Genomic DNA, 16,474 nt, shown 5'->3' with positions numbered 1-16,474 from the left:
CAGTTTCAGGTACGATAATAGAAAGCAAACAATGATAGGAGCATTCTTTCCATGCAGACCGAACAGATCCCCGTACTCAAGGCCGACGAATATCCCGGCGGCATCTGGTATTACGAGCCGCATACATATCAGCCTTACCGTTACGTACTGGGCCGCGTTGGCACCCACCCGCTGGTATGCATTGGCATCAACCCCAGCACCGCCCAGCCCGGTGCGCTGGATCCCACCTTGAAAAGTGTGGAGCGCCTTGCCGCCGCCAACGGCTTTGACAGCTGGATCATGTTCAACGTGTATCCCCAGCGCGCCACCGACCCTAACGATATGGACCGTGTGCCGGACCGCGCCCTGTGTGACGAAAACCTGCGCTGGCTCAAAGCCGTTCTGGCCCAGACCGAACCCACCATGTGGGCAGCGTGGGGCACGCTGATCGAAAAGCGGGACTATCTGCCCGGCCTGATGCGGGAGATGGTGGCCCTGACGCGGGAGCGGGAGATCCCGTGGGTCACCTTTGGCAGGCGCAGCAAAAAGGGCCACCCCCACCACCCGCTGTACCTGCGCAAGGATTCCACCCCGGAACCCTTTGATGTGGAAAATTATCTGGACACCTGCTTTTAATTTTTCAGGTGCTCGATGCGGAGGGATCTTTTTTGACCGCAGAACATTATCACGCCCTGCACAGCTGGATGGATGCCCACCCCACAGCCAAGCGCTGTGTGGTGGCACTGGACCGCTGGCTGCCGCTCATCCCTTTTGTATGTTATCCGGTGCTTCTCTGCCTGCTGAACGTCCGGCTGTTTCGGCTGCTGGGCAGTCAGCGTCAAGCCGCGCTGGACCTCACCGCCGTCATTGCGCGGACGGTGTTCGTGCCGGGGCTTACCTTCTGGGGCGGCACCATCCTGCGGGACAGGCTGAACCTGCCGCGTCCCTATGAACAGCCCGGCTTTGAACCGCTGCGGCACAAGGAGACCCGGGGACACTCCTTCCCATCCCGCCACGCGCTGAGCGCTTCCGTGCTGGCCATGGCATGGATGTATTTCTACCCGAAGGCGGGCTGGGTGATGGTGGGCATCACGGTGCTCATCTGTGTTGGCCGTGTGCTGACCGGCGTGCACCATATCCGCGATGTCGTGGGCGGAGCCGCGCTTGGCTTTGCTTTGGGCTTTGCGGGCATGTGGCTGCTGTAAAGCAGTGCTTTGCGGGCTTTGAAAAAAGAAAAAAGATTTTTGCATTTTTTGCTTGACAGAATGGGGCCTGTATGGTATTATACTTCTCGCAGCGTGTGCCGACACACAGCTGCCGCCATAATGGAACCCATGGGATTACAACGTGCGCCCGTAGCTCAGGTGGATAGAGCAACTGCCTTCTAAGCAGTGGGCCGGGGGTTCGAGTCCCTTCGGGCGCATCTATGTGGTGCCCATAGCGTAGTCGGTTAACGCGCCAGATTGTGGATCTGGAGACCGTGGGTTCGAGTCCCACTGGGCACCCCACCAAAAATCCGCTGATGCTTTGCATCGGCGGATTTTTTTATTTGGCGGGGTGCCCAGTGGGGCTCGAACAAGGCGGCTCTGACGCATCAGCGGCAGAGCAACCAACAGCCCAGTGGGCTGTTGGTTAGCCTGCGGATTCCAATCAGTAGGAATGTCTACCAAGGCAAATGCTGTGCTGATGCTTTGCATCGGCGGATTTTTTTATTTGGTGGGGTATCCCAGTGGGACTCGAACAGCACGCCATTATTTTCTGCTAAAAAAGCATGTGCAGAACACCTCTGGCCGGAACGGCTCCTGTGTGCTCTGCACATGCTTTTTATTGTTTGGTATCCACCCGAACGGTCAGCGCCTCATCTGCTGCAGGATCTGTGCGATCTCTGCGCTGGAATAGCCATCCTGTCGCAGTGCGGTGCTGATGCTGGTATCGCTCTTGCCCTGGCTGCGCATCAGCATGGCCATGTAGGGCACCGTCACATTCCGGGAGGTATCACTGCCCAGACGGGTGGCAGTGCCCGTGCTGCGGTTGGCTGTACCGGAGGACGTACTGCCCGTGCCAGTGCCGCCAGTCTTACTGCCTGCCGCCGTGCTGCCAGCGCGGCTTGCTTTCTGCGCTGCATTGGACTTTTTCAGGTTCCACTCGCCCAGTGCGATGTTCAGCTTCTGGCTTGTGACATCGTTGTTGAATTTCTGCTGGTTGAGTTTGTCCTGATACTCCCGCTCGCTCGCCTCGTTCTCGTAGCGCTGCTGGTTCAGGCTGTCCTGATACTGACGCTCCTGCAGCTGCTGGTTCCACTGAGTGTCCGCACGGTCTGCCTCATACTGACGGTTGCCGGAGTAGATGTTGTAGCCGGTATTCAGCAGGCCGCTCAGCATGGAGCCAACGCCCGTGGTGCCGCTGAGAACGATCTGCACCGCATCGCCCAGCACACCCAGCACGGTCATCACATTGCTGAACACCTGCTGGCGGCGTGCTGCCTGCTGCTGTTCCTGCGCGGAGTAATAATCGTGCAGGGTGCCCAGCTGGCTCAGATAATCCTGATACTTGCCGTAGTCCTGCGCATAGGCGTTGTTGTATGCTTCGCCCTTCTGCTGCAGCTGGGTGTAGTAGTCCGAGAGCTTGTTGTTGTACTGCTGCTGGGCATCCTGTTCGCTGTTGTTCAGCTGATCCAGCTGGCTCACCAGCTCGTTGCCGCCGCTGGTATACGTATCCAGTGCCAGACTGTATAGCGTGGGGATGGCGCTGCTCAGCGCACCGATCTGCTGCTGATACGCCTGCTGGGCGGCGCTCGTGGCATAGCTGGAGCCATAACCGCCGGTCAGGGCTGCAGCCTGCGCCGCAGCATCTGCGCTGGCGTTGTGGGCGTTCTGCAAATAGTTCTGCTCGTACTGGCGGTAGAGCGGATCCTTGGTGTAGCTGTACTGGAAGCTCTCACGCTGCAGCAGCTGGTTCAAAAGCTGGTCGATCCGCTCCTGATAGCTGCTCTGATAATCGCCCGGGCGGTTTGCCTGCCACTCCTTCAGCGCATCTGCGGCATCCATCACGGTCTGGCTAGGCTTGTAGCTGGAATTTGCCAGCGCGTTTTCCACCTCCGAGCGGCTTTCCAGTCCTGCCGCCGAATAGCCGCTCTGCACGGCAGGCTGGCCGCTGCCCTCCGTCTGCGCCTGCACAACGGCAAGCGCTTCGTCCTTTTTCTTTCTGTTTGCCATATATGATCCTTTCCTTATAAATTCTGCAGTTTCGTGCGCATCTCGTCGGACATGTTCTCAACGTCCAGATTGCTCAGCACATACTGCAGCTGTTCCTGCATCTGGTACAGGTAGCTGCGCAGGGCACGGGCATCCTCCGGGTCCATGTTCTCGCTGAGCTTGGGCAGGCCGATCTTGTTAATGCCCATCACGCTTGCCATTCGTCACACCTCCCCGCCTGCAATGCCGCCCTTGGCAGCGGCCATTGTTTTTGCAATGCTGCGCAGGGTGATCTGTCCCCTGCCCTTCAGGCGCAGCCGCAGGGTGCCGTGCCTCCGGGGCACGAACGGCAGATCAAAGCTGCGCCGCTTGTCCTGTGCCGTCAGGCTTGCCACCGTCTCCCATGGGCCGCCGTCATAGCTGGCGGCCACCTCCACCGTACTGCTGCACTCGGCATCCAGCCGCAGCGTCAGTCGGGAAAGATACCGGTCCTCGGCCCCGTCCAGCCCAATGTCACCAGTGGTCAGCTCAAAGTTCAGCTTTTCCTCCACACCGTCGGTGGCCTGCCAGTCCGCTTCGCGGCTGGGATCTGCGGCCCACAGTGCCTGCCCGTCCCACAGATAAAGCTGTCCGCCGGTGCTGGTCATCTCGTAGGAGCACACGTTTTCTTCGCTCCAGAGCGCGCGCTCGGTATCGTACACCAGCAGCCTTGCCGTATTTTCGCCTGCCGCCGTGCGGGCCACATGCAGGTAATAGCGGCCATCCAGCGCACTGCCCACCGCGCTCTGCACATTGGCCAGTCGGCCCGAATCCAACGCGCCGGACACTTTTGTTGGAATGCTGCCGTCCCATGCCATCACACCGTCCGGCGAAAGATAATAGAGCGTCTCGTTCAGTACACACAGGCTGCGCGCCGCGTTTTTGGCAACGCCCCGGCAGCGCAGCGAAGTGAGCTGAAAATCCGAAGGCTTGGAGCCATAGAGCTTGTGCAGTGTGTTCTCCTTAAAGAACAGCGCATAGCCCATGCATGTGGCCGCGCCGGTAAACGCACCATCACTGCCCACCGTCACTGCGTAGCTGTCTGCCGCAATGCCCCGGTAGGAAAACCAGTTGGTGGGGTCGCCTAAGCGGCAGGCATAGATCACGTTTTCCTTGCTGCTGCAGCCCCATACCCGGTTGTCGCACTCGGTAACGTAGTCCAGATCCGGCACGCGGCGTTCCATCCGCACCGGCGTGCTCACCGCAAAGCTGCGTGTCTCCTTGCCGTCCAAGCTGGTCCACTGGGCGCTCTCGGCGCTCTGCACCAGCGTGCCGTAAACATGATCTCCCTCCGGGCTTACCCGCACGCGCAGCCCGTTTTCCAGCACATCGTAAACTACCAGATCCCCGTCCAGCTTTGTCCACATGCCAGCCTGCTGTGCTGCCGTGCCCTGCACGGTCACGGTGTCCCACTGGGCAAATAGCCTCTGCGCGCCCGCCGCTGTGATGCGGCAGTATTCCAGCGGCACTGCCGTCCAGCTGCCGGAGGATGCGCTGTACTCTTCCAGTGTGCTGGTGCTGGCCCATGGGTGCTCCTCGTCCTCCACCTTCAAAAAGAGCTGTCCGTCTGCAGGCTTCTCCGGTTCCTCCTTGCCGTAACCGCTCACCTCGTAGGCCTTGCCTGCGGCATCGCAGGGTGCAAACTGCACGCTCTGTCCCTCTGCCTGCCATACAGCTCCCAGTGCCGAAACACTTCCGTCCGCTGTATCAAAGGCTACCTTGTCCGGGAAGATCAGGATTTTTGTACCAATGCCCACCAGTGCCTTTTTGCCGTCGGTCACTGCCTCGGTGCAGGTCACCGGGTTCGCGCCGTCGGCATCCGGCGTGTAGATCAGATCCTTCCCGCAGACGGTCAGCAGCCCGTTCAGGTGATACATGCCGTTCAGCCCGGTCAACTCCCTCAGCTTGCGGCGCGGCTTGCGGGTGCTCAGCGCCGGGAAATCCCGGGCAGAAAAATTCACGCCCGCGCTGTACTCTGCTTCCGAGCAGGCATAGGTCTCGTTCAGCCCGCCGAATACCCGCACAAGACTGCGGCTGTTCTGCAGCTTCGCTCTGTTTGCCAGAACCATGCTCTCACCTCCTTACCAGCGCCACTGGGCACCCGTCAGGGTCGGGTAGCTGCGCCGCAGCCACGCCGCCAGATCTGCCAGCAGACTGTTGTACTGGGCCTGCTCCCCGACGTAGCGGTCGGTCTCACCAAGGGCCGCATCGGTCATGGCACACAGATAATGCGGATACAGCGCATCAAAAGGTGCCGGTGCCAGCAGCACATCGTCGTCCTGCAGGCTGTCGTCCCATGCAAGGTCTGCGCCCACATCGTCGTATGCATCTGTGATGCTGTTTTTAAAAAAGCGTTCCCGCAGCATCGCGTCTGCTTCCTTCAGCCACGCCTGCCGGGTGGCCAGCGCAATGCGGCTGCCCGGGCGCAGCTCTTCGGCGCGTTCCAGCGCCTGTCCTACGGTCATATACTCACTCTCCTTTTTATAAAGGCCCGGCCGGGCAGGCTCCCCAGCCGGGCTTTTTGTCTGTTTCGGGTTTACTGGGCGGCGTTCTCTGCCGCCGCAATGCGGGCGGCGGTCAGCTCATCCTGCATCTGGCTGTGCTCCAGCACCTCGGCCACTTCGGGCGGCACTTCCACCTCCACGCCGCGGCGGATCTTATAGTTCACACCGTTCACGCTGACGAACAGATCGCCCTTGTAGCGGCTGTTATCCTTGAACAGCCGGATGCGCACATTTTTCTTTTCAGCCATGGCTCACGCCTCCTCAGTTTGCAGCAGCGGTGGCGGAATAGCTGGACGCACTTTCAATGCGCACCATGTACTGCTCCACCAGACGCTCTGCCGCACGCATACCCTTCCAGCCCACGGAAGCGCGCTGGTTCAGCGGGTCGTCGCCGTAGCCCAGCTGCTTGACGATGTGCTCCAGACCGCCGCCTTCCAGCTCGGTCACGCCATAGGCGTGGGCACCCAGCACCAGCGTGCCGAACACAGCCAGACCGTCCGGGCAGGTGGAATCCTTCCAGATCTTGGCCTCGCTGGTCTCGATGAAGCGGATGTTGCCCAGCTTGCCGATCTCGCCGCGGAACATGGTGTCCGGGTCGGCGTACTTGTGCACCTCAATGAACTCCTTGCTGGTCTTCAGGTCGTAGGCAGCGTAGGGGTGGATGATGGCAATGTAGCTGTCGCCGATGGGGTCGGCGTTCATCGCGCCCAGCTGTGCTGCTGCCTGAAAGAACAGCTTCGGGGTCAGGGTGCAGGTCTTGTCCAGTGCCTTGCGGCTGGCAACGGCAGTCTCGGTGCCGCCTGCGGCCAGCTTGGGCGCATAGATCACATTGGTGCCGCCCGCCAGCACATCGCGGGTAATGCTGTCCATGGTGCGGCCTGCCTGACTTGCCAGCACACGGGTGGCCTGCACCACATTGTTGTCAATGGCGGTCATCTGCAGCACGTCGGTCAGCGGAGTCCAGCCGCCGTACTGGTGCAGATCGCTGGTGATGGTGGTCACATTCAGTGCCTGACCGTTCGGGGTCACGCCCTCGGTCAGCGGAGTGGATGCCTTGGGCAGGCTGTCGTACTTGCGGAACTCAATGGTCTTGCCGCCGTTCTGGGGCACAGGATAGTAGTCCGCAAACTGGTCGTGCACCAGACGCGGCTCTGCCTGATCGATGAGACGCTTCTCGTAGAAGGTCTTCATCTCTTTCGACATGGTAGCGGTGGTGTTCAGGTTTTCCGCAAACAGCTGGATGTTGAAATTCTTGTTCATGCTCATATTCCTTTCTCTTGTAAAATAGTCACAATTCGATCTGTGCTCCGTGGAGCACACGGCGTTCCAGTGCTTCTCGCTGGGCGCGGGTCATGCTGGCTACATCCGGGCGGACGGTAGCCGCGCCGCCGGGCCGGATACCGTTTTCGGTGGGCCGTGCGGCCCGCTGCTGAATGCGTTCCACCACGCCCTGCTCCACAGCCTGCGCTGCAGTGCGCAGGTTTTCGTCGTAGTGGGCCAGACGGTACGCATCCCGCACCCTCATGCCGGGCAGCTGCATCAGGCGGCGCATCTCCGGGCTGCGCAGCTCGTTCTGCAGATTAAAATCCGGCTGGCTGCGGCGCATGGCCGCTTCCTCTGCCGCCCAGCGGGCATGCAGGCTGTGCACAGCAGCCTGTGTGCTGCGGGCAAAGCTGGACAGCGGCGGCAGTTCCGGGCGCTGCACAGGCAGTTCCTGCCGGGGCTTTTCCGGCTGCAGCTCTACGGTTTTCTCTGCCGAAGCCTGCGGCGCAGCGGGTACTTTTGCTTCGTCCGGCTTCATGGTGCCGGAGGCCACCGCCTGCCGGGTCTGCGCTTCGCTCAGGGCCGGGGGAGCGGCTTCTCCCTCTGCAAAGAGCTGTAGCATAAAGGTTCCCCACGGGTTGCGGCTCCCAGCGTCCACTTCGTGCCTTGAGCGGCACTCGTGTTCTGCTGGCCGCTGCCCCAGCCTCGGCTCCCTGTTTCCGCCGCAGGCGGCGGTCGCCTCCGCTGCAAACAGCTGCAGATCCATCATGCTCTCCTTTCCTCTGCGGCTCACATCCGCAAAGCGGACATTCTCCGGGTAGCGTTCGGCCAGCAGCACAAAGCAGGCTTTGGCCAGCTCAAAGGCACCGCGCACCCATTCTTCGCAGGGCGCATCCACGCTCACTGCCAGACGCGGGCCGTCCGGCTCATCAAAGGCTTCGCTGTGGGCGTTCTCTTCCCCGGCCAGCAGGTACACAAGGCCCTGCATCACGGTGCTGGCTCCTGCACAAACGATGTCCTGCCCGGCAGGCGCATAGCCTGCATGACCGTCAGCTTCCAGCCGGCAGCTCAGCCCGGCGGGGGTATCCATCTCGCTGTAACAAACTTTCATCATAAAATTCACCTCCTTTTTAATGGATGTCCATGGCACGTGCAGCGGCGGCCACCGGCAGGGCATTGCCAAGGCCCGCCAGCTTTACCGCCTGCCCGTCCTTCTGCGCAGACGCACCGCCTGCACTGCGGGCCGGTTCGTCAGGCCCGGTGCCCTGCTGGGCGATCACCGCCGCCATCTGTGCCATCTGCTGCTGCATCCTAGCCAGCTGCTGGGCAAGGGTGCCGTTCTGCCGCACCCGCTGGCGCACCTTCTCAATGCCTTCAAAGTCCATCATTTCCAGTGCCGCAAGGGCGGCATCGGCATTTTCCGGCTTGAAAAATCCCAGCTGATAGCACTCCTTGGCCGTCTCGTTCTGGGAAAGGCGGCTGAAGGTGCTCTTCTTGGCGGCGCTCACCACGATGTCAAAAATCGGCTCCCGGCTGCCCAGTTCCACGCCACCCACGCTGCCGCCGGGCACCGCCCGCAGCGCCTGCGCCGAGAAGGGCACGAACCGGCTCTCGCCGCTTTCGCCCACGATGCGGAATACCCGCTGCTCGTCGTAGAACTGGCGCATCAGCTCGATGATGAGATAGCACTGCTTTGCAAAAGCACGGTAGGCGCTCTTGAGCATATCGCGGCTGAGTTTGCTGCCGGCCTCCTGCAAGGCCGCAATGGCGCTGGCTGCGGTCACACCTCCGGCAGTGCCGCCCTGCGTCATGTCCCGGTTGCCGCTGATCTCCTTCAGCTCTTCAATGCGGCTCTGGCGGTAACTCAGGCTGTTGCCCTGCAGGCCCGCCGTCTGCAGCGGACGGAAACTGTCGTCGTTGAGCCGTCCCACCACATGCACGATGTCCCGGCTGAAATCGGCCAGCTCTTCCTCGTTGACCCCTGCCGTGTCGCTGAGCACATACCGCTGCTTTGCACTCAGCAGCACGTTCTCGTCCATGGCATGGTTCATCTTGTCAATGGCCGTCTGGCAGTCCTTCATCACATCGATGTAGCCAAAGCCCGCCGGGCTGTCCTCCTCCACGAACAGCGGGTCAAATACAAAGGGGTACTGCCCGTGGTCGTACAGGCCGCTTTCTGCCAGCGCCGGGTCGTTCTGGCTGGCGTACAGCACCACGCCGTTGCAGAACTTGCAGTAGTGCAGCACCATGCGCCCCGTTTCATCTGGGCGCTTGTAGTACCAGTCCACCACCACGCTCTTGGAGCTGGTGTCCTGCCCTTCATCGTGGATGTACCGGGGCACGTCCAGCACGCTGGCGGTGTGTCCTGCCAGCTGCGGGTACTGCGCGCACAGCCGGGCCGTGTCCTCAAGGCTCAGGCTGAAAAAGTCCGGCGATGCCTGAATATCCGCCACGCCCGGCTCCCAGTAGAGCATCAGCAGGTTCACGCTGCGCACCGCAATGTCGCCAATGCCGCCGCGCATTGCAGGGTCCCAGAAGATACCGGTCACGCCGGTGCCCTGTTTGAGCTTGCGCCACCAGCAGTCGCTGTACACCTGCTCGTAGTCGGCCTGTTCCAGCACCACCGGCAAAACGCTGGAAAGTGCCCGTGCGGTGTCCTCGTCATCTGCCTCTCGGGGCAGCACGTTCGGTTCCGGGTAGTTGTCCATGGCATCGGCGTGCTTGTTGGCAATGCTGTTGAACAGCCACCCGCTGGAAGGCTGGGCCTTGCCGGGCATCATGGGGTTCTGGTAGTTCTTCCAGTGGCCCATGCGGAACCACAGCTCGTTATCCACAATACGCTTGTCCAGCGCGGCCTTGCCCGCCTTGTACCGCTGCAAGGTCTGTATGGCCTCGGCCACCTGTGCTTCACCCACGGGCAAAGCTTCGTTCTCGTAATCGTCCATTGCGTTTCTCCTTTAAATTCTGTAAAATCTTGCCCGCTTGTGCAGGTTCAGCGGGTCGTCGGGCATGGGCGGCGCAGCACAGCGCACCGGCGGGCTGATAGGGTTCTCCATCAGCACATAGCGGCACTCGTCGTAAATGTGATCCTCCTGCCGGGTGTCGATGTCCTCCACGTTGCTTTCGTCGTACACAAGGTTCGGGATCGTGCGGATAAAGTGCTTGCAGGTATTGAACACCTGAAACATCGGCCTGCCGTCCGCATCAAAATTCAGCCGGTAGTGGAACTGCATCTTGCCCGCAAGCCGGGTGTTGTCGCCGGGGGACCAGCGCAGGAAGTTCGGGCTGCGCTCCATCATAGCGGCAATGCTCTCGCCGCGGCTCTCATCAAAGATGGCCGGATCGGCAATGCCGTGGATCACCCTGCCGCGCAAAAGCGGGTCGTTCTGCTCTGCCTCCCGGATGCGCCGGGCCTGTTCCACCGGGTCGATGCGCAGGCCCTCGTTCGGCCTGCCGGTGCAGCCGTACAGCTCCTTGATGCGGTACAGCCGCCCCTCCTCGTCCGCTGCGTACCACCCCACCGAGAACGGCTTGGAAAAGCCAAAGTCGAACCCGCGGTAGAGCTGCCAGTGCTTCGGGATGGTGAACGGTGCGATCACATGGGTCCAGCGCTGGTCTTCGTAGCGGGCCGGGTCGTTGCGCCACTCGGTGAACACCTGCCCGGAAAAGCTGTCCCAGCTGCCGTAGAGCAGCGCCTGCTTTTCTGCTTCCGGCATACTGGCAAGGCTTGCAAGGTAGCCGGGGTCGTTTGCCAGCAGAGCGGGGTTATCAAAAATGCTGGAAGGGATGAACACCCGCGCCCGCTGCAGCTTCTGTTCGGTGCCGTCCGGCAGCTTTACCGTGTATTCTTCGGTGATAGGCGTGCCGGGCGGTGCGGGCGTGATGAACCGTGCCTTCACCCACCCGTGGCCGATGCCGCCGGGATTGGTGGTGGCCCGCATGTACACCCGCGTGCCCGGGCCGGTGGGACGGTTGCGGCTCATCATGTAGCTGTACTCTTCCCATTCAAAGTGGGTCAGCTCGTCAAAGCCGATAAAATCGAAGGCCTTGCCCTGATAATTGGTACGATCCTTGGTGTACTGCATGGAGCCAAAGTAAATTTTTGCCCCGCTGGGGAAGTTCCACACATGGGCCGTGGCGTTGTACTGTGCCTGCGGGAACGCCCTGTGGTAGTACACCTGGCTCTTGTCCACCAGATCAGAAAGCTGCGGGTAGGTCTTGCGCAGGATCAGCGCCCGGTAGTGCGGAATGTGCACCTGCCGCAGCGCTTCGATCACCAGCGCGTCGCTCTTGCCGCCGCCTGCTGCACCGCCGTACAGCGCTTCCGGTTCCGGGCGGCTCATAAATTCGGCCTGCCGCGGCTGGGGCCTCCAGACCACCGGCACTCTTGCTTGTACAATGCTCATGGTTCTTCCTCCACCGTCGGCAGCAGCACCACGCCGCACTCCGCTCCTTCTGCCTGTGCCCCCTGATCGTTCAGGGTCTTGGCTACACCGGCCAGATCCTTGAGCACCGCCGTGGCCTCCTTGAGGTCTTTCATGGTGCCTGCTCCCGATGCGCCTTCCTTTTTTGCCGCCTTCTGCCGGGCATTCAGTTCCCGCACCTGCTGTGCCAGCAGGGTGCTCAGGGTGTCCGTGGCTCGGCTCAGGCTGGCCAGCCCTCTGGCCTGTTTTGTCTGCCCCATGGTGTTGGGTATCAGCTCCTTTCCGCCCTGGTGTGCTGGGCTATGGCAAAAGGATACCACTGGTGCTGCTTTCACAACAGTGTGCACTTTTACAGGGCCATAGTGTATATTTTAAATCAAAGAATCCGATTCGTATACTTTTGTCCCTTGTAATTCATCGCTGTTTCGTATCTTTTCAAAAGCAGTGTTTTTTCTCCATCAAAATTTGTGGCAGACCCGCAGAAAACCTTCAAAGTCATACTCATTTGCGATTTTTGGACAGAAAATGAAAAAAGTGTGTTTATTCTGTGGACAAATGCTTTTGTAAAATGTTACAATAGGTTCTGTTCTTTCCCGTCCCACGCACGGACGGGATGTTTTATCTGAATCAGGAGGTTCCTCATGTTAGAAAACATCTTTCATCTGAAGGAGAACCACACCGATGTCAAGACCGAGATCATGGCAGGTATCACCACCTTCATGACCATGGCTTACATCCTTGCGGTCAATCCCAACATCCTTTCTGCTTCCGGCATGGATTCGGAAGCCGTTCTGATCGCCACCGCGCTGGCATCCTTTGTTGGCACTGCGCTTATGGCTCTGCTTGCCAACTATCCGTTTGCACTGGCACCCGGCATGGGCCTGAACGCCTACTTCTCCTACACGGTCGTTCTCACCATGGGCTACAGCTGGCAGTTGGCCCTGATGGCCGTCTTTGTAGAGGGCATCATCTTCATCGTGCTGTCCCTCACCAATGTCCGTGAGGGCATCTTCAATGCCATCCCCATGACCCTGAAGAGCGCCGTCAGCGTGGGCATCGGCCTGTTCGTTGCTTTCGTTGGCCTGCAGAACGCAAAACTGATCGTCAACAGCGATTCCACCCTCGTCACCTACCAGCACTTCAAGGGCGACACCTTCTCCAGCGTAGGCGTGGGTGCCATTCTGGCCCTGTTGGGTATCGTGATCACCGCCGTTCTGCTGGTTAAAAAGGTCAAGGGCGGCATCCTGTACGGCATTCTTATCACCTGGGTGCTGGGCATCCTCTGCGAGATCGCCGGCATCTATGTTCCCAACCCCGACGCAGGCATGTACTCCGTCATTCCCACCGCCTTCGTCAGCTTCGACTTCTCCGCGCTGGGCAAGACCTTCGGCCAGGTATTCAAGACCGATTTCTCCGGCGTTGGCATCCTGAACTTCTTCGCCGTCATGTTCTCCTTCCTGTTCGTTGACCTGTTCGATACTCTGGGCACCCTGATCGGTGTTGCCTCCAAGGCCGACATGCTGGACGAGGACGGCAAGCTGCCCCACATCAAGGGCGCACTGATGGCCGACTCCATCGCCACCTGCGCAGGCGCTGTGCTGGGCACTTCCACCACCACCACCTTCGTCGAGAGTGCTTCCGGCGTCACCGAGGGCGGCCGCACCGGTCTGACCGCTATGACCACCGGCATCCTGTTCCTGCTGGCCACCATCTTCAGCCCTCTGTTCCTCACCATCCCGTCCTTTGCAACGGCTCCGGCCCTGATCATCGTGGGCTTCTACATGATGGGTTCCGCCGTCAAGATCGACTTCAATGACCCCAGCGAGGGCATCCCCGCCTTCCTGACCATTCTGGCCATGCCCACTGCCTACAGCATCTCTGAGGGCATCGCCATCGGCGTCATTTCCTGGACCATCATCAATGTCGTCTCCGGCAAGGCCAAGGAAAAGAAGATCAGCCCCCTGATGTATGTGCTGACCGTGCTGTTCATCCTCAAGTACGTGTTCCTCTAAGCCGCTGATCTTACCGCAAGCAAAAAAGCTCCCGTCCTGATGATGGACGGGAGCTTTTCTGCTTCCTGTGATCCGGAACAGCCTGTGCATTCGCTCCGGGCTGTCCGACGTGGAACTATTCTTTTTTAGCAATAGGGGTTATTTGCGCCGCGGGTGGATATGCACTTCCGGGATAGCCACGTTATCATAGTGGATCGGCTTATCTGCCGCCGGAGTGCCGTCCGCATCCGTATGATGTGCCACCTTGCCGGTATGGATTTCCGGCACGGCCACGGTTTCTTCCTCATGGGAATGCTCCCGCTTTTTTCCGAGCCACGTTTTCAGATGGTGATAAAGCGACATTGCACGTCTCCTTTCCCGGTGCGGAAGCCCGCCCGAACTGTAAAGATCAGCTTCAGATAAAATTGATGAACACCGTAATGACCAGACTGTTCAGAAAGTCCGCAAACAGACTGCCCACCAGCGGGATCAGCAGATACGCCTTGACCGAGGGCGAATATTTATCGCAGATGGCCTGCATGTTGGCCATAGCGTTGGGCGTTGCGCCCATGCCAAAGCCGCAGGTGCCGGATACGATCACCGCCGCGTCGTAATCGCGGCCCATGATGTTGAACACCACCAGCACCACATACAGGATCATGAACAGGGTCTGCCCGGCCAGCAGCACGATCAGCGGCAGGGCCAGCTCTGCCAGCTGCCACAGCTTCAGGGTGATCATAGCCATGCCTAGGAACAACGAAAGGCAGATGCCGCCAATGTCATTGATCTCGCCCATATACACGGTGTAGCCGCCGCCATACTCACCCACATTGCGGATGATGGCCGCCGCGATCATGGCACCGATATAGATGGGGAAGGTCATGCCCGTCAGGCTCAGGAGTCTGGACAGCACCGTGCCGATGCCCATGGCGACGATTAGCTGGAAGCTTGCCGCCGGGTACATGGTGGTGTGGCGCTCGTGCTTCATTTCTTCTTCCACCAGCAGGCTGTCATCCTCCGGCACCACCGTGGCCAGCAGGTTGTGCCGCTCAATGAGCATCTTGCCGATGGGGCCGCCCATCATGCTGCCTGCAATCAGGCCATAGGTGGCCGCTGCCGTACACAGGGTGGTGGCCCCCTGAATGCCAAAGTCCTCCAGCACCGGGCCAAAGGCACCGGCGGTGCCGTGACCGCCCACCATGGGGATGGAGCCGGTGCAAAGGCCCACCAGCGCATCCACGCCCAGCAGCTTTGCCAGCCCCACGGCTACAAAGTTCTGGCTGACGATCAGCACGATGACCACGCCCAGAAACACGATCATCGCTCTTCCGCCGCTTTTCAGCACCTTGAGGTTCGCCTGAAAGCCCACTGAGGTGAAAAACATCACCATGCAGACTTCCTTTAGAATATCATCAAATGCAAACTCGGCAACGCCGGTCACATAGCACACACAGGTAAAAATGGCGAACAGCACGCCGCCAATGACCGGAGCCGGAATGCAGAAACGTTCCAGCACCTGCACCCTTGCCCGCAAAAATTTGCCCAGCATCAGCACCAGCACAGCAACGGCCAGTGTCTGATACATATCCAATTCGATCTTCATTGCTCTACTTTCCCTCAGTTCCCAGCCGCTTCATCGACCGTAATTCCTGCCGCCTTATAATATGCGGCCGCACCCGCATGAAACGGGATGCCAACGCCCTCTACTGCGTTTTCCTCCGGGTCCAGCGGGATGCCCAGCTGCTCTTCCAGCCCTTCCCGGCTGGAGAACAGAAGCTGTGTCAGCTGCTGCACCTGCTTTGCAGGCAGCGCGTTGCTGGCCAGCAGAACGGCTTTCACGCCCACCGTCTGCACCTCCTCCGTCTGTCCGGGATAGGTGCCTGCCGGCAGCGTAACGCCGCTGTAGGCGCTGTAAGCGCTCTGCAGGCGCTGTGCTGCCGCACCGTCCACGTTCAGCAGCCGGATGCCGCACTCGCCTGCCAGAGCGGTCAGCACCGGGCTGGGCGCGCCCACTGTCATAAAGATGGCATCCACCCTGCCCGCCTTCAGCTGGGCAGCGGCATCCTCATAGTTCAGGTTTACCATGCTCACCATCTTGTCGTTCAGACCATAGGCAGATAAGATCTGCCGCGCGTTCTGCTCCGAACCGGATTCCTCCGCGCCAATGCTCACCGTCCTGCCATGCAGGTCCTCAATGGACTGGATGTCGGAATCCGCCCGCACCACCACCTGACAGGTCTCGGTGTACAGCGCCGCCACGGCACCAAAGCCCCGGCTTTCCTCCTCGTCGGCAAAGATGCCGGTCTGGTCATAGGCATCCTGCACAAGGTCTGCCTGTGCAATGGCCAGCTGCAGGTATTCGCCGGCCAGCAGACGCAGGTTCGCTGCGGAACCGGCGGTAGCCTTCAGCTCCACCTGCCCGTTGTCCGTCTCATTTTCCAATGCTGCGAACCGCTCACCGAACTCCCGGTAGATGCCGCCCTCGCCAGCCACGCCGAAGCGTAGCCGTTTAACGGTCTCCACCGACGAGCATCCGCTCAGCAGTGCTGCTGCCAGCAAAGCTCCGGCCAGCACCGCCGCGAGCCATTTCTTTTTCAAGATCACCACTCCTCTTCCTGCCGCCGCAGTGCGGCAGAACTTTTTTCCTAAATTATACGCATATTGCGGATGAAATGCAATCACCTGCTGCAGAAAAGGAATGCACTTACCCTCCGAACAGCCCGAAGAAGCTGGTATGGGTCACCCCCAGCACAAGGAACAGTGCGATCAGTGCAAACAGTACCCCGATGATAATATCCATCTGGTGCACGGTCAGCGGAAAATGATCGTACATCTTTTCTTTCGCATTCACAAAGTTTTTGTCGCCGTTGTTCAGCAGGCTCTTTTTGCCCTCCTCAAAATTCGCCTTCTGCGCGGCCAACTCTGCCTGCTCCTGTGCAAGCTGTTCTTCCCGGGCCGCAAGGGCAGCTTCCCGCCGGGCAAGCTCAGCCTCGCGCTCTTCGGGCATCTGTTTTTCCTGTGCCATAACGTACCTCCTGATGGTGTTTTTATTATAATACCACACAAATGCAGATAAAAAA

Annotated in this window: 17 protein-coding genes and 2 tRNA genes; 5 read left to right on the top strand and 14 right to left on the bottom strand. The window is 60.0% G+C overall.

Going from position 1 to position 16,474, the window contains the following annotated elements; all coding sequences use genetic code 11:
• Positions 1–51: 51 nt before the first annotated feature.
• The 4 genes from WMO17_RS03120 to WMO17_RS03105 all read left to right on the top strand — a co-directional run bounded on the left by WMO17_RS03120 (position 52) and on the right by WMO17_RS03105 (position 1,487).
• Entirely contained in the window at positions 52–615 is a 564-nt protein-coding gene (locus WMO17_RS03120; RefSeq protein ID WP_005944615.1) for a DUF1643 domain-containing protein, read from the top strand.
• Positions 616–647: 32 nt separating this feature from the next.
• Entirely contained in the window at positions 648–1,184 is a 537-nt protein-coding gene (locus WMO17_RS03115) for a phosphatase PAP2 family protein (protein WP_243138972.1), read from the top strand.
• Positions 1,185–1,328: 144 nt separating this feature from the next.
• A tRNA-Arg gene (locus tag WMO17_RS03110) sits at positions 1,329–1,402 on the top strand.
• A gap of 8 nt (positions 1,403–1,410) precedes the next feature.
• A tRNA-His gene (locus WMO17_RS03105) sits at positions 1,411–1,487 on the top strand.
• 342 nt (positions 1,488–1,829) lie between these two features.
• Here the strand turns inward: WMO17_RS03105 and WMO17_RS03100 are convergent.
• The 10 genes from WMO17_RS03100 to WMO17_RS03055 all read right to left on the bottom strand — a co-directional run bounded on the left by WMO17_RS03100 (position 1,830) and on the right by WMO17_RS03055 (position 11,663).
• Entirely contained in the window at positions 1,830–3,194 is a 1,365-nt protein-coding gene (locus WMO17_RS03100) for a cell envelope biogenesis protein TolA (protein WP_349137460.1), read from the bottom strand.
• A gap of 14 nt (positions 3,195–3,208) precedes the next feature.
• Positions 3,209–3,394: a hypothetical protein gene (locus tag WMO17_RS03095; protein ID WP_005944623.1), complete on the bottom strand. Its 186-nt coding sequence runs from the start codon at positions 3,392–3,394 to the stop codon at positions 3,209–3,211.
• A 3-nt stretch (positions 3,395–3,397) separates the two neighbouring features.
• Positions 3,398–5,281: a hypothetical protein gene (locus WMO17_RS03090; protein ID WP_097776398.1), complete on the bottom strand. Its 1,884-nt coding sequence runs from the start codon at positions 5,279–5,281 to the stop codon at positions 3,398–3,400.
• Between the two features lie 12 nt (positions 5,282–5,293).
• On the bottom strand, positions 5,294–5,677 hold the full coding sequence (locus tag WMO17_RS03085) for a hypothetical protein (RefSeq protein ID WP_005944627.1): 384 nt from the start codon (positions 5,675–5,677) through the stop codon (positions 5,294–5,296).
• 71 nt (positions 5,678–5,748) lie between these two features.
• Positions 5,749–5,964, bottom strand: coding sequence for a hypothetical protein (locus WMO17_RS03080; RefSeq protein ID WP_097775085.1), 216 nt, complete (start codon positions 5,962–5,964; stop codon positions 5,749–5,751).
• Between the two features lie 13 nt (positions 5,965–5,977).
• Complete coding sequence (locus WMO17_RS03075; protein WP_154256053.1) at positions 5,978–6,982, bottom strand: N4-gp56 family major capsid protein; 1,005 nt, start codon at positions 6,980–6,982, stop codon at positions 5,978–5,980.
• 22 nt (positions 6,983–7,004) lie between these two features.
• On the bottom strand, positions 7,005–8,093 hold the full coding sequence (locus WMO17_RS03070; protein WP_349137459.1) for a ribosomal-processing cysteine protease Prp: 1,089 nt from the start codon (positions 8,091–8,093) through the stop codon (positions 7,005–7,007).
• Positions 8,094–8,109: 16 nt separating this feature from the next.
• The gene (locus tag WMO17_RS03065; RefSeq protein WP_349137458.1) at positions 8,110–9,924 is read right to left on the bottom strand and encodes a portal protein; all 1,815 of its coding nucleotides are present in this window, start codon (positions 9,922–9,924) and stop codon (positions 8,110–8,112) included.
• 12 nt (positions 9,925–9,936) lie between these two features.
• A complete protein-coding gene (locus WMO17_RS03060; protein ID WP_097781530.1) occupies positions 9,937–11,385 on the bottom strand; it encodes a phage terminase large subunit in 1,449 nt (482 codons plus the stop codon).
• The gene (locus tag WMO17_RS03055; RefSeq protein ID WP_097775081.1) at positions 11,382–11,663 is read right to left on the bottom strand and encodes a chemotaxis protein; all 282 of its coding nucleotides are present in this window, start codon (positions 11,661–11,663) and stop codon (positions 11,382–11,384) included. Before WMO17_RS03055 ends, WMO17_RS03060 begins: the two co-directional genes overlap by 4 nt.
• Positions 11,664–12,044: 381 nt before the next feature.
• On the opposite strand from WMO17_RS03055, the gene WMO17_RS03050 reads away from it, so the two are divergent.
• Positions 12,045–13,415 (top strand): NCS2 family permease, encoded by a 1,371-nt coding sequence (locus WMO17_RS03050; RefSeq protein WP_349137457.1) that lies wholly within the window; start codon positions 12,045–12,047, stop codon positions 13,413–13,415.
• Positions 13,416–13,553: 138 nt separating this feature from the next.
• On the opposite strand, the gene WMO17_RS03045 is transcribed toward WMO17_RS03050, so the two are convergent.
• The 4 genes from WMO17_RS03045 to WMO17_RS03030 all read right to left on the bottom strand — a co-directional run bounded on the left by WMO17_RS03045 (position 13,554) and on the right by WMO17_RS03030 (position 16,419).
• Positions 13,554–13,757 (bottom strand): hypothetical protein, encoded by a 204-nt coding sequence (locus WMO17_RS03045; protein ID WP_005944644.1) that lies wholly within the window; start codon positions 13,755–13,757, stop codon positions 13,554–13,556.
• 52 nt (positions 13,758–13,809) lie between these two features.
• A complete protein-coding gene (gltS, locus tag WMO17_RS03040; RefSeq protein WP_097775078.1) occupies positions 13,810–14,997 on the bottom strand; it encodes a sodium/glutamate symporter in 1,188 nt (395 codons plus the stop codon).
• Positions 14,998–15,011: 14 nt separating this feature from the next.
• Positions 15,012–15,998: a TAXI family TRAP transporter solute-binding subunit gene (locus WMO17_RS03035; protein WP_349137456.1), complete on the bottom strand. Its 987-nt coding sequence runs from the start codon at positions 15,996–15,998 to the stop codon at positions 15,012–15,014.
• A 100-nt stretch (positions 15,999–16,098) separates the two neighbouring features.
• Entirely contained in the window at positions 16,099–16,419 is a 321-nt protein-coding gene (locus tag WMO17_RS03030; protein WP_349137455.1) for a hypothetical protein, read from the bottom strand.
• Between the last annotated feature and the right edge of the window lie 55 nt (positions 16,420–16,474).

This window comes from Faecalibacterium faecis (assembly GCF_040096475.1).
GTDB lineage: Bacteria > Bacillota > Clostridia > Oscillospirales > Ruminococcaceae > Faecalibacterium > Faecalibacterium taiwanense.
This window is presented reverse-complemented; position numbering and strand designations above follow the sequence as displayed.